This window comes from Sphingobacterium sp. NGMCC 1.201703 (assembly GCF_047784615.1).
Lineage (GTDB): Bacteria > Bacteroidota > Bacteroidia > Sphingobacteriales > Sphingobacteriaceae > Sphingobacterium.
Map to the genome: position 1 here is coordinate 172,945 of NZ_JBLOHD010000007.1, position 15,659 is coordinate 188,603.

Annotated in this window: 8 protein-coding genes; 3 read left to right on the forward strand and 5 right to left on the reverse strand. The window is 40.1% G+C overall.

The annotated features are described in order from the left end of the window. Positions 1 to 62 precede the first annotated feature (62 nt). On the reverse strand, positions 63 to 2,699 hold the full coding sequence (locus tag ACK8HY_RS16155) for a valine--tRNA ligase (RefSeq protein ID WP_416134214.1): 2,637 nt from the start codon (positions 2,697 to 2,699) through the stop codon (positions 63 to 65). Positions 2,700 to 2,998: 299 nt separating this feature from the next. Between ACK8HY_RS16155 and ACK8HY_RS16160 the strand changes: the two genes are divergently transcribed. Continuing rightward, a complete protein-coding gene (locus ACK8HY_RS16160) occupies positions 2,999 to 4,882 on the forward strand; it encodes an LTA synthase family protein (protein WP_416134215.1) in 1,884 nt (627 codons plus the stop codon). Between the two features lie 138 nt (positions 4,883 to 5,020). Beyond that, the gene (locus tag ACK8HY_RS16165; RefSeq protein ID WP_416134216.1) at positions 5,021 to 6,946 is read left to right on the forward strand and encodes an LTA synthase family protein; all 1,926 of its coding nucleotides are present in this window, start codon (positions 5,021 to 5,023) and stop codon (positions 6,944 to 6,946) included. A 6-nt stretch (positions 6,947 to 6,952) separates the two neighbouring features. Here ACK8HY_RS16165 and ACK8HY_RS16170 read toward each other — a convergent pair whose 3' ends face one another. The 4 genes from ACK8HY_RS16170 to ACK8HY_RS16185 form a co-directional block, all read right to left on the reverse strand. Next, entirely contained in the window at positions 6,953 to 8,029 is a 1,077-nt protein-coding gene (locus ACK8HY_RS16170; RefSeq protein ID WP_416134217.1) for a hypothetical protein, read from the reverse strand. 402 nt (positions 8,030 to 8,431) lie between these two features. Further along, a complete protein-coding gene (gene odhB, locus ACK8HY_RS16175; RefSeq protein ID WP_416134218.1) occupies positions 8,432 to 9,676 on the reverse strand; it encodes a 2-oxoglutarate dehydrogenase complex dihydrolipoyllysine-residue succinyltransferase in 1,245 nt (414 codons plus the stop codon). A gap of 63 nt (positions 9,677 to 9,739) precedes the next feature. Beyond that, positions 9,740 to 12,481, reverse strand: a complete 2,742-nt coding sequence (locus ACK8HY_RS16180; RefSeq protein WP_077437587.1) for a 2-oxoglutarate dehydrogenase E1 component — start codon at positions 12,479 to 12,481, stop codon at positions 9,740 to 9,742. A gap of 181 nt (positions 12,482 to 12,662) precedes the next feature. Next, the gene (locus ACK8HY_RS16185) at positions 12,663 to 13,937 is read right to left on the reverse strand and encodes a deoxyribodipyrimidine photo-lyase (RefSeq protein ID WP_077437586.1); all 1,275 of its coding nucleotides are present in this window, start codon (positions 13,935 to 13,937) and stop codon (positions 12,663 to 12,665) included. Positions 13,938 to 14,464: 527 nt separating this feature from the next. Between ACK8HY_RS16185 and ACK8HY_RS16190 the strand changes: the two genes are divergently transcribed. Further along, positions 14,465 to 15,334: a hypothetical protein gene (locus ACK8HY_RS16190; protein ID WP_416134219.1), complete on the forward strand. Its 870-nt coding sequence runs from the start codon at positions 14,465 to 14,467 to the stop codon at positions 15,332 to 15,334. Positions 15,335 to 15,659 lie beyond the last annotated feature (325 nt).

Below are 15,659 nucleotides of genomic sequence, written 5' to 3' on the forward strand. Positions count from 1 at the left end.
TAAAATAGGGGCTGTCCTATTTTTTTTGGACAGCCCCTATGAAGAAATATCGTCTATATCTTTTAACCTAAAGTGGTTAAACTATCTTGGAGAATCTTGATTTTAGCTTCTGCATCGGCTTTCTTACTTTTTTCGTTTTCTACGATTTCTGGTTTTGCATTTTGTACAAAACGTTCATTGGAAAGTTTTTTGTCTACGGAGATTAAGAATCCCTCCAGGTAGGCCAACTCCTTGGTAATACGTTCGCGTTCCGCTTCAACATCGACATTGTTTTCTAGGAGTACGTAACATTCATCCTTACCTGCTAGGAAACTTGTTGCACCAGCTACTTTTTCTGTTACAAATGTGACTGCCTCCAGGTTGGCAATTTTCGTAATGATCGCGATGTACTGCGCAAGATCAATGTCAGACTGTTGGTTGATCGCTAAAGGTAGTGCTACCTTCGGTGAGATACCTTTCGAGTTGCGGATATTACGAACTTCAGAAATGATCTGTTGTGCTACAGCAAAATCTTTGATAATCTGCTCATTAAATGCACCCACTTTTGGAAATTCAGCAACAATGATACAGTCCATTTCCTCTTTTGTGCCGAAAAGCTCATCATGCCACAGTTCCTCTGTTAAGAAAGGCATAAAAGGATGTACAAGTGTCAATATACGTTGGAAGAAAGATTTGACCATTTCCAAAGTTTCTGAAGCTATTGGCGAACCATAAGCTGGTTTGACCAGTTCAAGGTACCAGGCACAGAAATCATCCCATACCAATTTATAGGTTGTCATCAAGGCATCTGACAAACGGTAATGCTTGAAGTTTTCTTCAATTTCAGTCAATGCTTGGTTGAATCGTGCATCAAACCATGCAGCTGAGATTTTGTCTGAGGATGAAGCCGGAGCATCAATAACCTCTAAGCCTTTCACCAAACGGAAGGCATTCCAGATTTTATTGGCAAAATTACGCCCCTGTACGCATAGCTCAACATCAAAAGGTAAGTCATTTCCAGCAGGTGCCGTCAATAACATTCCCATCCGGGTAGCGTCAGCACCATACTCATTCATCAAATCAATTGGATCAGGTGAATTACCCAAGGATTTCGACATCTTGCGTCCTAACTTGTCCCGTACAATACCTGTAAAATAAACATTTTCGAAAGGGAGCTGTCCACGGAATTCATAACCCGATACAATCATACGCGCTACCCAGAAGAAAATAATATCCGGAGCAGTAACCAAATCCTGTGTAGGATAATAGTAGTTGATTTCCGCATTTTCAGGTTCATTGATGCCATTAAATACAGATATTGGCCACAACCAAGCTGAAAACCAGGTGTCAAGCACATCTTCATCCTGACGTAAATCTGCAAGCGTTAGACCCGCATTGCCCGATTTTTGCTGCGCCAGTGAAAGTGCTTCTTCGGCAGTCTGTGCAACGACAAAATCATCGTTACCATCGCCATAGAAGTAAGCCGGTATTTGGTGTCCCCACCACAATTGTCTTGAAATATTCCAATCGGTTACATTCTCCATCCAGTTGCGGTAGATGTTTTTGAATTTCGTCGGATGAAATTTAATGGTATCATCCATGACATTATCCAAAGCTGGTTTTGCCAGGTCCTCCATTTTCAAGAACCATTGGTTGGAGATCTTAGGCTCAATAACAGCACCAGTTCTTTCAGATGTTCCGACATTATTGGTATAGTTTTCGACTTTTTCCAATAATCCTTTTTCTTCCAGTTCTTTTTCGATCTCTTTACGTACTTTGAAACGATCCATGCCAGCATAATGTAGGCCGTTGTCGTTTAACTTCGCCTCATCGGTAAAGATGTCCACAAATTCCAGATCGTGCTTTTTACCCAATGCATAGTCATTCACATCGTGGGCTGGAGTTACTTTAAGGCAGCCGGTACCGAACTCAAGATCTACATATTCATCTTCAATGATATTCACTTTACGTCCTACGATAGGTACGATCACTTGTTTTCCTTTCAACCAGGTGTAGCGTTCGTCGTTTGGATTGATACATACCGCAGTATCCCCAAAGATTGTTTCAGGACGTGTCGTCGCAACGACAATATATTTGTCCGTTCCTTCAACCTGATATTTCAGATGATATAATTTTCCGTTCTTTTCCTTGTAAACAACTTCTTCGTCAGAGATATTGGTTTTTGCTTCTGGATCCCAGTTAACCATGCGGTAACCACGATAGATTAATCCTTTATTATAAAGGTCAACAAATACACGGATCACAGATTGATATAATTCAGGATCCATGGTAAAACGGGTGCGGTCCCAATCACAGGAAGCGCCTAGTTTTTCCAGCTGCTTTAAGATAATGCCACCATATTTCTCTTTCCATTCCCAGGCATGCTTTAAAAAATCCTCACGGGATAGGGATCTTTTGTCAATCCCTTGCTCCTTTAACATAGCGACGACCTTAGCTTCAGTGGCGATGGATGCGTGATCTGTTCCCGGTACCCAACAGGCGTTTTTGCCCTGCATACGTGCGCGGCGAATCAAAACGTCTTGAATGGTATTGTTCAGCATATGGCCCATGTGCAATACGCCAGTGACATTCGGTGGCGGCATTACAATCGTATAGGGTTCACGTTCGTCAGGAGTGGAACGGAAAAATCCGTTCGCTTTCCAATAGCTGTACCATTTTTCTTCAGCTTCTTTTGGATTGTAAGTTTTCGCTATGCTCATTTTAAATTCTATATTCAAATTTTTTAAGGAATACAAAAGTAAGGAATTCTACGTTATTTTCCTTGTTATCATTGATCTTGTTGTTGATTGTAGATCAAAGATCAAGGATGAAAGATCAGAAACCTTTCCAATAAGCCGAAGGCTTGTAAACACATAATCTCAGTACTCAATACTAACTACTCAATACAAACTACTCAAACCTTAATACTTTTTTAATCTTTTCTTCATATTACGAGTTGGTTAGCCTAGTTTTAATGTAAATTAGTGTAAATTTGCCTGTTTTATTTTTACACGAAGGGATGCAACGATTTGCGAACGAACTTAGAGCGTTAACACAATATTTCTTGTTTTGGCTAATTATCTGTTTTATAGATAGATTTATTTTTATTTCTGCTTTTTTTGAGAAAATAGGAACTGCCCATTTTACCGAGATTTTTAGAATTTATTTTCATGGATTAAGTCTTGATTTTTCGGCCGTATCCTATATCTGTGCTCTTCCCTTTCTTGTTTATTGTATTCTTGGATTTTTTCCAAAGATTCAGCCCAAACGAACCATCCTTGATATTTACACGATCGTTGTTTTGGTTTTATTTTTTGTGACCAGTTTTATCAATGTCAATATCTATCGGGAATGGGGGGATAAAATATCTAAGCGTGCGATAGATGCCTTTCTAGCTTCACCCTCTGGTGCTGTCGCTTCCGCGGAATCAACACCGGTCTTTTTTCCGATCCTGGGGATGTTAGTGGGCATCTGCTGTGGGTATTTTCTCTACCGCTGGATGTTCAAAAAAGTATACTTTTATAATCTCAAATCACCGGTTGGTAACTTACTGAAACTGGCTTTAGGAGTTTTTGTTCTCTTCACCTTTATCCGTGGCGGCTATGGCCGTGCGACTTTAAACCCAAGTAAGGCCTATTATTCTGAGGTTACTTTCTATAATCACGCTGCTGTGAATACGCAATGGTCGCTTCTGCGCGACTTTTTCACCAAAAGTACAAAACTGAAAAGTCCTTATGATTTCTATGGTTCGGATAAACAGGGAATTCAGGAGCTCCTCAAGCCTGCATTCCAGAGTCAGGCCGATTCAGCGATTGAAGTGTTATCCACCACACGTCCCAATGTCGTCATCATTATGCTGGAAAGTTTTGTTGGAGACCTTATCCAATCGTTGGGTGGGGAGAAGGGAATTACCCCACATATGGAAGAACTGATCAAAGAAGGGATTTTATTTGATCATATCTATTCCGCAGCTGACCGTTCGGATAAGGGAATGGTCGCCATATTGAGTGGATTTCCTGCTCAGGGGCCTGAAAGTATTATTAAATACATCGACAAACACGAGAATATGCCCGCCATTGGTCAGGAATTTGACCATGCGGGGTATGAAACTTCATTTTATCATGGGGGACAAAGTGAATTTTATAATTTCAAGTCCTATATGTTGACCCATGGTATTTCCAGAGTGGTGGATAACGCCAACTTTGGCCTAGATGCGGAGCGGGCCTCCTGGGGAGTTTACGATCATGTAGTATTCAATCAGATGATCAACGATTTTAACAAGGAGAAACAACCCTTTTTCTCAACCATATTTACATTGATCAACCACGAGCCATTTGAATTAAAACATGGTTATAAATTTGGTAGTAAAAACAATGCCGATAAGTTCCGAAGTACAGCGAATTATACTGACTCAGCTGTTTTTGATTTTATTGGTAAAGCGAAGAAAGAGGCCTGGTATAAGAATACACTTTTTGTGATTGTAGCAGATCACGGTCATCGTTTACCATCGGAAAAATGGGAACTTTTCCATCCGAATAGATTTCATATCCCGTTGATCTTTTTCGGCGACGTGATTAAACCTGAATATCGGGGTAAAATCTTTAATCGCATCGGAAACCAGACGGATTTAGCAACGACACTGTTGACACAATTGAAACTTCCGACCAGTAGGTACCATTGGAGTCGCGATTTATTTAATCCAACGACGCCACAGATTGCTTTTTATAATTCCAAAGATGCTTTCGGTGCAGTAACACCACAGCAGTCGGTATCTTTTGATAATGTAGGCCGGATCATTAATTATAGATCCAATAAAGAATACCCCGCTGCCAAAACAGATAGTATATTGAATATTGCCAAGGCATATTATCAGCAGGTTTATAGTGAATTTCTAAAATATTAACCTGATAAAATGCCTCTTGTATGAGAACCGAAAGTATTCGGGAAATATAGGGGTCGGATGCCTTTTAAACTGCTAAAGGTAATAGTAAGGCTTAAAAAAGGGGAAAAATGAACTGATGAATAAATAAACTGTTTACATATGAAATTAAGAGGAATATTAGCTCCCTATTTTGCAGTCGCCATTCGCTTTATCTTTCTTTTGGTTATTTATGCCCTGCTCAGATGGGGATTTTACCTGTTGAATGCTTCATTATTTCCCAACGTAAACGCCGGAAAACTCGTTGTGATGTTTGGAGGTGGGCTACGTTTTGATATAGTTGCTTTGCTCTATCTGAATATTCTCTACATCGTTATGCAGACGGTACCCGGACCATTCATAGCTAATCCGACCTATCAACGGATTTCCAAATGGATCTTTGTGCTTGTCAATTCGCTTGGGATTGCCCTGAATCTAATTGACTATGCCTATTATCCCTTTACCTTAAAACGGACTACCGGTACGGTATTGAGCCAGTTTTCGAATGAATCCAATCTTTTTAAATTAGCCTTTGATTTTTGTCTTGATTACTGGTATCTCCTGCTGGTGTTTGCATTATTTGTTTATGGTTTGTCGAAATCTTATCGATTGATCCAACTGGAAAAACCGAAAAGCTATTCATGGAAATCTTTCTTGGTTCAGCTGCCGTTCTTTTTATTGACTGCTTTTCTTTTTATAGGTGGTGTCCGCGGGGGCTGGGCACACAGTACCCGTCCGATTACACTGAGCAATGCTGGTGATTATGTAGACACGCCCGAAGAGATGAATATTGTGCTGAATACTCCCTTTAGTATATTGAAAACATTAAAAGCCGTCAGTCTCAAGCCCGTGCACTATTACTCGGAGCAGGAACTGACAAAACTGTATGATCCGGTCCATCTCCCACAGACCGACAAGCCTTTCAATAAAAAAAATGTTGTTGTGCTCATTCTGGAAAGTTTCGCCAAGGAACATTTCGGTGAACTGAATAAAGATATTCAAGGGGGAAAATATAAAGGATATACGCCTTTTTTAGATTCGTTGATCCGCAACGGTTATACCTTTACGGATACCTATGCGAATGGACGCAAATCCATCGACGCCTTGCCTTCGGTGATTACGGGCATTCCTTCCATTGGCGAACCTTTTGTGCTTTCTGTGTATTCGGGCAACGAAACCACCAGCTTGGCTAAGCTTTTAGGAAAAAAAGGCTACGAAACTGCATTTTTCCATGGGGCTCCGAATGGTAGCATGGGCTTCTCTGCCTATATGAAATTGGCAGGAATCCAGCATTATTTTGGTAAGAACGAATATAATAACGATCAGGATTTTGATGGGATCTGGGGAATCTGGGATGAACCTTTTCTACAGTTTACCGCCAATAAAATCAATACGCTAAAACAACCGTTTTTTGCAAGCTTCTTTTCGCTGTCCTCGCACCATCCCTTTAAGGTACCGGAAAAGTATCAGGGTAAATTTCCGAAAGGACCACTACCCGTACAGGAACCTATTGGCTATACCGACAATGCACTTCGCGAATTTTTTGCCACAGCATCTAAAATGCCCTGGTTTAACAATACCTTATTTGTAATCTGCGCTGACCATGCTACGGTAAGCTATCTCCCCGAGTATCAGACTGCCGCGGGAGGATTTCAGATTCCGATTATATTTTATGCTCCGGGTGATAAGCTAGTGGGAAAGACGGACAAATTGGTGCAGCAGATCGATATTATGCCTACCGTCTTAAACTACCTCCATTACGATGAACCCTACTTTGCTTTTGGGTCGGATGCATTTAAGCCGGGAAAGGATAATTTTGTTCTGAATAATAATGCAGGGAGCTATAATTTTTACTACAAAGATTATATGATGTCTTATGATGGCCTTAAACCAGTCTCCCTCTATAATATGAAACAGGACCGATTGATGAAACAGGACCTGATCAAACAGCATCCAGCGGTCTTGGACACCATGGAAACCAAGATGAAAGCTTTTATTCAACAATATAACAATCGGATGATCGACAATAAGCTGACCTATAAAAAGTAGGTCAGCTTAATTCGATTGCTGTTTTTGAAACTTGATCCGGATGCTTCTATCGATGACTAAGAGGACTAAGTCATACACGATATAATATAATGGCATGCTAACAATAAACAATAAGATAAATCCACGGGCATTATGATCAAAAATCCCATTGACCAAGTAATTAGCGACACTGGTCCAAAACCAGCACAAAATATTAAATGAGGCTGGTACGATCAGATTTCCAATTAACAAAGCATAACGGTAACCGCCTATTTTGTGTTTTTTGTAGATATACCTAATGTGTAAACAGCATAGCACAATGAATCCGATCAATGCAAGGAGTTCTGGATGGATCCAAAGGATGATGTTCGCGAGTAAGGGCGATTTTTCCCCAACTTCGATCGTAAAGCTCTCTTTTTTTTCGACAGACTCGATTTTCCAATGAATCAGCGAGTCCGTTTGCTGTTGGGCTGCCCCTAGATTCGCTGTATATACCTTTATTTTATTCCCCCTGTGTAGGTATAGGTCAATTGGACCAAAGGATGACCAGTATTTGGAAGGAAATAGGAAATATTCAATTTTATATTTTCTGATGATATCCCGACGGTCATAGCCCATAAAAGCGCGGTATTGAACTTTGATACTGTTTTCACCCTTATGAAGTTTAGCTGTAAAATAGAATCCGTCACTTAACTCAATTCGTTCCCATTCTTCTTTTCCGTAGTTGATCTCATAATAACCATTGTTGACCCGCAAAAAGGAAAACTGGGGTTTTCGCTGATCCAATGGAATAGATTTAACCTCTTTTTGGTTAACATTTACCCTTTCTAAGCGATCTAGATTGAGGGCAAGGAACACCAAAGGGAAGTCCATGTTTTCCTCCGCATGGATAATATACTCGATATTGAATTGGCTCTGGTAATCATAATCCAGCGTGTCTTGCACAAGCTGTATATCTATGCGCTCGCGAAGTACTTTCGCTTTACTTGAAGGAACCAATTGCGCTGTAATACTATGGGCGCTATAAGGATTGGCCATGTTGGCTGAGAGTACTAATGTAGCGAGCAAAAGAATAATTGTTAGACCTATTATCTTCCTGTTCATAATTTGTTTGTTTAATAGCATCCATACTGCCGGCAAAAAATGAATCTTGTTAGCTGTTTGACTTGCCGATAAGCCGCTCAGCAAAAAATAGCTGCAAGTGAAAGTATAAAATAAGAAGAAGAAACCATCATGATTTATTCAACGCAAGTAAACCGAACAATTGCGCGCGCGGACACTTTATAATACAGTTTAATGCACAAATGAACTCATGAATACAAAAAAACAAATTTATACGGACAAAAAAATTATGGATCTATATTCGTGGTCAGAAATTCCACAAAAGCTGTAGCAGGTGGGCTAGGCTGAGGATAATGATTATATCCAATTTATATTCGTAAAATCCTGAAAAAAAAAGGACCTGTACGATTACCGTACAGGTCCTTTTGTATAATTTGATAACAATTATACACCCAACAATAAACGAGCTGGATCTTCTAATAATTGTTTTACACGAACCAAGAAGCTTACTGACTCACGGCCGTCAATAATACGGTGATCGTAAGAAAGCGCGATATACATCATTGGACGGATCACAACCTGACCATTCTCAGCGATCGGACGTTGGATGATGTTGTGCATACCCAAAATTGCTGATTGCGGAGCGTTGATGATAGGAGTTGACATCATGGATCCAAATACACCACCGTTAGTGATTGTAAATGTACCACCAGTCATTTCGTCGATCGTTAATTTGTTGTCACGTGCTTTACCAGCCAATGTAGCAATTGCTTTTTCGATTTGCTCTAAAGACATCGATTCAGCATTACGGATTACTGGTACAACCAGACCTTTAGGTGCAGAAACAGCGATGGAAACGTCAGCGAAATCAGAATACACGATTTCATTTTCTTCGATACGGGCATTCACTGCTGGCCATTCAGCCAATGCTGTAGTTACTGCTTTTGTAAAGAAAGACATGAATCCAAGGCCGATACCAAATTTCTCTTTGAACGTATCTTTATATTTAGCGCGTAGATCCATGATCGGTTGCATATTGACTTCGTTGAAAGTTGTCAACATAGCAGTTTCGTTTTTAACAGCGACCAAACGTTTTGCGATAGTTTTACGTAGCGAAGATAATTTCTCACGACGCTCATTTCTAGAACCAGCAACCGGCGCAGCAGTTGTTGTAGCGGCAGGAGCAGCAGGTTTCGCAGCTGGGGCTGCAGCTTTAGCAACAGGTTGAGCCTTTTCAGCATCTTCTTTTGTGATGCGGCCATCTTTACCTGTTCCTTTTATAGTTGAAGGATCAATTCCTTTTTCTCTCAAAATTTTTGCGGCAGCAGGAGAAGCTGTGCCAGCAGCATAGCTATCTGGATCTTCGTCTTTTGAAGCAACAGCAGCCGGAGCAGCAGTTGATGATGCCTCAGCAGCAGGCGCAGCAGCAGGAGCTGAATCGCCAGTCGGAGCTCCACCTTCTTCAATTGTACAAACGACAGCACCGATTTCTAAAGTATCGCCTTCTTGCGCAATGATTCTTAAGATACCCGCTTTTTCAGCTGGTAATTCAAACGTCGCTTTGTCTGACTCCAGTTCGGCGATGTTTTCATCCATCTCCACATAATCGCCATCTTGTTTCAACCATTGTGATAAGGTTACCTCCGTGATTGATTCACCTACGGTTGGTACTTTAATTTCTAAGCTCATATATAATGTTCTTTATTGACAATTGCGTCCTATACATAAGACGCAATTGATTTTAAATTGTTTTTATTCGAATGATTTATTTAAGATCTCTGCTTGTTGGGCAACGTGTTGTTTCATATAACCTGTTGCTGTACTTCCGCTTTCTTTACGGGCTACGAAACCTGTGAATGCAATTTCGGTGCCCATCAGTTTGCGGCAATAGTAAGACCATGCGCCCATGTTCTCATTTTCCTCCTGTACCCATACAAACTCTTTCGCTTTATTGTATTTTTTACGAATAGCCTTCAATTGCTCAGTTGGAATTGGGAACAATTGCTCGATACGAACGATGGCGACATCTTTACGTTTATCAGCTTCCTGTTTTTCCAATAAGTCATAGTAAACTTTACCCGAGCAGAACAATACACGTTTTACATCTTTCGCCGCTACATTTGCATCATCGATGACCTCTTGGAACACACCCTCTGTGAAGTCTTTCAATGGCGAAACCACTTTAGGATGGCGCAACAATGATTTCGGTGTAAAGATCACCAATGGCTTGCGGAATTCGCGTACCAATTGACGACGTAACAAGTGGAAATAGTTGGCCGGCACTGTACAGTTTGCCAAGATCATATTCTCATCTGCACATAATTCAAGGAATCTTTCGATACGCGCCGAAGAGTGCTCAGGTCCCTGTCCTTCCATACCATGTGGAAGCATCATCACCAAACCGTTTGAACGTTTCCATTTTGTTTCAGCACTTGACAAATATTGATCTACGATGATTTGAGCACCATTGTAGAAATCGCCAAATTGTGCTTCCCAAATGGTCAATGAATTAGGGTTTGAAGAAGCATAACCATATTCAAAACCTAAAACAGCATATTCGGAGAGTAAGGAGTTATAAATCGAGAATTTGTCACCACCTTTGATATTTGCCAATGGAATGTATTTTTCTTCCGAATCTTCCAATGTCAATACCGCATGACGGTGCGAGAATGTACCACGTTGTACATCCTGACCCGAGATACGAACACGGTTTCCTTGATCCAATAAAGTCGCATACGCCATCAATTCACCCATTGCCCAATCATACGAATCGTTGCTGATCATTTTTGCACGATCTTCAAATAAACGAGTGATCTTACGGAAGAATTTTTTATCCGCAGGTAATGTGGTGATTTCTTTCGCTAATTTTAAGAATAAGTCCTTTGTAACTTTAGTTTTATCCGTAGTGGTAGAGACTTCCCCTTTCTTCGCTGGGCGCAATCCTTCCCAGGCACCTTTAAACATCGGAATATCTTCCGTCAATACTTCAACTGTTTTTGCTTCCTCAAGTTTGGTCTGCAATTCAGCTTTAAATACCTTTTCTATATTTTTCGAATACGCTTCATCAATACTTCCTTCGGCGATTAATTTTTTTGCGTATACTTCTTTTGGATTCGGATGTTTCTCAATGATTTTGTATAACAAAGGTTGTGTGAACTTAGGTTCATCAGCCTCATTGTGACCAAATCTTCTGTAGCATAACAAATCAATAAATACGTCTGTCTTGTATTTTTGACGGTATTCAACAGCTAAATTAATTGCATAAACGACAGCTTCTGCATCATCCCCATTGACATGGAATACAGGTGAAGAAGTGATTTTAGCCACATCTGTACAATAGGTTCCAGAACGTGCGTCTTTATAGTTCGTTGTAAATCCGATTTGGTTATTGATGACAATATGTACTGTACCACCCGTTTTATAACCATCCAGTTTGGACATCTGAGTTACCTCGTATACCACACCCTGACCAGCGATTGCTGCATCACCATGAATAATGATCGGCGCAATTTTCGATGAATCACCATCGTATTTGAAGTCAATTTTAGAACGTACCATACCTTCTACAATAGGATCTACTGTTTCCAGGTGCGAAGGGTTAGGTGCCAAACTTAAATGCACAGATTTACCATCGTTTGTTTTAACCTCAGATGAGAAACCTAAATGGTATTTTACGTCACCACCAAAATTTACTTCAGGATCGTCTGCATAAGTTTTACCTTCAAATTCCGAGAAAATGGATTTGCTAGATTTACCCATGATATTGGTCAAGACGTTCAAACGACCGCGGTGAGCCATACCGATAACAAACTCCTGGATACCAATTTCCGCACCTTTTTCGATGACTGAATCCAATGCAGGAATTAAGCTTTCTGCACCTTCTAGAGAGAAACGTTTTTGACCTAAAAATTTAGTGCCCAAAAAGTTTTCAAATACAACAGCATCATTAAGTTTGTTTAGGATTCTCTTTTTGGTGTCCAAAGAGAATTTTGGCATATTACGGTCCGCTTCCATACGGTCCTGTAACCATTTTATTTTCTCCGGATTACGGATATATTTGAATTCTGCACCAATAGAACGGCAATAGGTATCTTCAACCAGTTGACGGATATCTTTTAATGTTGCTGGACCCAAACCTACTTCAACACCTGCATTGAAAACTGTGCTCATGTCTGCCTCAGCAAGACCAAAAGTTTCCAATTCTTTACCAGGGTAGTACTTACGTCTTTCGCGAACGGGGTTTGTGTGTGTGAAGAGGTGACCGCGGTCACGGTAACCATTGATCATGTTCAGCACATTGATTTCTTTCAATACGTGCTCAGGAGTTGCTTCGCCTACTGAAGTTGTTGTTCCACCAGCATGTTGACCGAAATCAAAACCTTCAAAGAATTTTTGCCATCCGAAATCTACCGATTGAGGATCTTGCTTGTACGATTGATATAAGCCATCGACATAAGCCGAATCAGCATTACTCAAATATGTCAGATTGTCCATTTACAATTAAAACTATGAAATTTGTCAAAGTTATGAATAAAAAAAGAGTTTCTAATACTGAAATTGAATAATTTAATCAATAAATCTATCCAATTCTTAACATTTTTAGCAGGTTTTAAAAGTGCCTTGCAGTGCCCTACAAATTTCTTTTGTTTTGAAATTATTTATTTCTGCCGAAGATTTATTTAGCAAGCAATTCATCCAGTTTTGGAAGACCATTGGGGAAGTTGGTTTTGATCAATTTCTGCCAGTCCAAAGCCTTATTGTCCTTATCACTGGTGCCCACTCCAGCAACATGGGACCATTGTCCGTACAAGGTGGCCGGAGAATAGTCCAAAAGCTGTTCTTCAAACCATGAAGCACCCTTGAGCCAATTGACCTGATATTCATGCACCAGATAACTTGCGGCGATCAATCCCGCCTGATAGGGAATATAACCCGTTTTTTTGAGTTGTATCATGGTACTATTGATGAAATCATCAGCTGTCTGACCCGATTTCCACTGCTCAAATAACTCTTCATTAACCGTAAGTACAGGAATATCCACGGTGCCGTTATTTTTAGCGCCCAATGGCTTAAAAAATATATTGGGGTATTTCTTGAGCATAAAACGGAAATAATCCCGCCAAAGTAAACTATCTATTATTTTCTCGAATCGTTTGTCTTTTTTTCCTTCTTCCAATTTCTTAATGTTGTTGTAAAGAAGAATCGGGGACAAAGCTCCAGCAGCGATAAAAGGACCCAATATCATCGGGTCTTGCTCTGTCTCTGGATAGGTGGACAAAACTGAGTGCATAATGCTCAATGCAGTGTCTTCACCGCCTAATATATAGATGTCATCAACAGACTTGATGTCCTCATCTGAATAGCCCAGGTCCTTTAACGTGGGGATCTTGGTGTCCTCAAGGTGCGGTGGAGTCAGGAAATTTGAGGGAAATGGAATCGGTTGACGTACCGAACTCTCCCGTTCCACCTTTTTCTTGAAAACGGAAAACGCATTTGGAATATCCTTGATCGGAAAAGGCAGATCCTCTTTATGGTAAAGTGTGTGCCCGATAAAATGACGCAGGTTGATTTTGCTGTTCCAGAGCTTACGCTCTACTTTCTCTGAAATAGAAGTCTCGCGCAATGCAACTTCACGATGGTGATAGACCTCGTTGACCTGATATTTTTGAGCAATTCGTGGGATAATGTCTTCTGGCTTACCAATATAAGTCAGCAGGTCGCTGCCATGGCTTTTTAATTTTTCTTTTAAGGCCGTGACAGCTTCGATAACAAAGGCTGCCCGCAGCACACCTGTATTTAAATTGCCAAATTGATTGCGGTCGAAATAACGGGGATCAAAACAATAGACTGGAATGATAAAGGAACTCTTTTCCGAGGCTTGATAAAATACTTCATTGTCATGAAGTCTTAAATCATTTCTAAACCAGATCATTGTAGCCCTTTTGTCCATAGAGGTGAAGATAAATACTTTTTAGTGCAGCCTATTTTCAGAAGATTTACAAATATATAAGGATATTGTGTTTGTGAAAATATTTAGGCGTGAATTGACACAAAAAGGACAAAGAAGAGGTTTTGGACAAACCGTCCTATATCAAAAAAATCAGCTAGGAGTTTCATTCTCTTAATTTTATGTGTAGAAAAAGCCCTGAGTGCTCAATGATGGCTCCTTGAGCAACAAAAACATATTGTTGCAACAGAAAAAATAAAAATAGTGTTAAACTTATTTGAGGTTTCTCTGTTCTAAAATTAGGAAACCGTGATATGAGTTAGTCAACGTATTTGAAGAGAAACCAACATGGACTTTTGCAATCTATAGGATAGTCGGAATGAGTTCCGGGGCAAACATCGGGCTGCTCATTGAAAACCAGAGGAGGTAGGATTATGACTACCTGAATTAGGCAAAATAGAATATTGAAAAAAAGCTACAACAGGCTCATTTATACCCTTAAAAGCGAATGCTCATAAATAATTATAAGAATGAAGAAGGTTTTAATTAGTGGGCTAAATACCTATTTGGGACGACGGGCGTCATGCTATTTACAGACGGAGGATTTTGATGTGACGGGTTTGGTTCGCAACTTATCTATTTTTAATAAAATTGTGAAAGAGAAAGTAACGGCAACATTATTTGAGCTTGATCTGTTGCGGAAAGGGCCGGCTTACGATAATTTTCAGATTAGAGACCTGAACTTCGCGATCTATTTTACGCAGGTTCCGACGCTGGATAACGATATACAGCTTCAGCTGGAACTACTTGGCCTGCGTAATTTCGTTGAAATCTGTAAGCGGGCAGGGAATAACCGCGTGATTTATGTAGCCCGGTTGATGGATGAGCATTTTTTAGAACCTGTCCGTAATCTATTGGAGGCCTTGCGTGTACAGTATACCATTGTTGTTAAAAGCAGTGTTATCGGAAAGGAAAGTGTCCTGAACCGGATTTTTGGCAAATTGGCCAAACGGCAAACGATATTTTATTGGAACTGGGTTGCTTCCCTGAAATTTCATCCATTGCCCCTGCTGGATGTGTACCGTTGGCTGCGGGAAATGCCTTGGGAGGGAAATTTTATATCCGAGATTATCTATCTCGGCGGGCATGAAGAGGTGACGTTTAGAAACTTATTTTATCAATTTCTCAATTATACCTCCAGCACGCAAAAACGTGAGATAGGCGTGAATAAATTCTTCGCGAAGTTGCTACTTAGCCGATTAAACGATATCAATAAGGAAGATATTGATGAGTTTAGAAGAGTACTCTATTATGAAAAAAATGTAGATAATTCGACCTGGCAGAAAGTTCAGCCCTTTGAATTTACGCCGCTGAAGGCCTATGTTAGCATGGATACCTGATTTCTTTGAATTTTTTTTTTTATTGTCAGAAAGAACCTTCAGTTGATTTTCATGACTGTTGGTGCTCATAAGGACATGAAGTTTTTTTCTGAATTGTCTATTTTTTTATCGATTCATATTCGCCTAACGCTATTCCTTAGGTAGCACTATAGTGCTACCTAAGGAATAGCGTTAGGCGGTAGTAAGCAGGCTTTTTAGCTTACTGACCTGATGAAATAAATTAGCTTGTCAGTGTTATTCCAATAGCGATAAACAGGGATGAATAATTATTACTTCTAAAATATTCTGTTAAATTTGTGGATTAACGCGTTGATACAGATTTAAT

What these genes read in the sequence shown, in the direction of transcription:
- ACK8HY_RS16165 (WP_416134216.1), top strand. Translation starts at nt 5,021, where the DNA reads ATGAAATTAAGAGGAATATTAGCTCCCTATTTTGCAGTCGCCATTCGC.
- odhB (WP_416134218.1), bottom strand. Translation starts at nt 9,676, where the DNA reads ATGAGCTTAGAAATTAAAGTACCAACCGTAGGTGAATCAATCACGGAG.
- ACK8HY_RS16170 (WP_416134217.1), bottom strand. Translation starts at nt 8,029, where the DNA reads ATGAACAGGAAGATAATAGGTCTAACAATTATTCTTTTGCTCGCTACA.
- ACK8HY_RS16190 (WP_416134219.1), top strand. Translation starts at nt 14,465, where the DNA reads ATGAAGAAGGTTTTAATTAGTGGGCTAAATACCTATTTGGGACGACGG.
- ACK8HY_RS16185 (WP_077437586.1), bottom strand. Translation starts at nt 13,937, where the DNA reads ATGGACAAAAGGGCTACAATGATCTGGTTTAGAAATGATTTAAGACTT.
- ACK8HY_RS16160 (WP_416134215.1), top strand. Translation starts at nt 2,999, where the DNA reads ATGCAACGATTTGCGAACGAACTTAGAGCGTTAACACAATATTTCTTG.
- ACK8HY_RS16180 (WP_077437587.1), bottom strand. Translation starts at nt 12,481, where the DNA reads ATGGACAATCTGACATATTTGAGTAATGCTGATTCGGCTTATGTCGAT.
- ACK8HY_RS16155 (WP_416134214.1), bottom strand. Translation starts at nt 2,699, where the DNA reads ATGAGCATAGCGAAAACTTACAATCCAAAAGAAGCTGAAGAAAAATGG.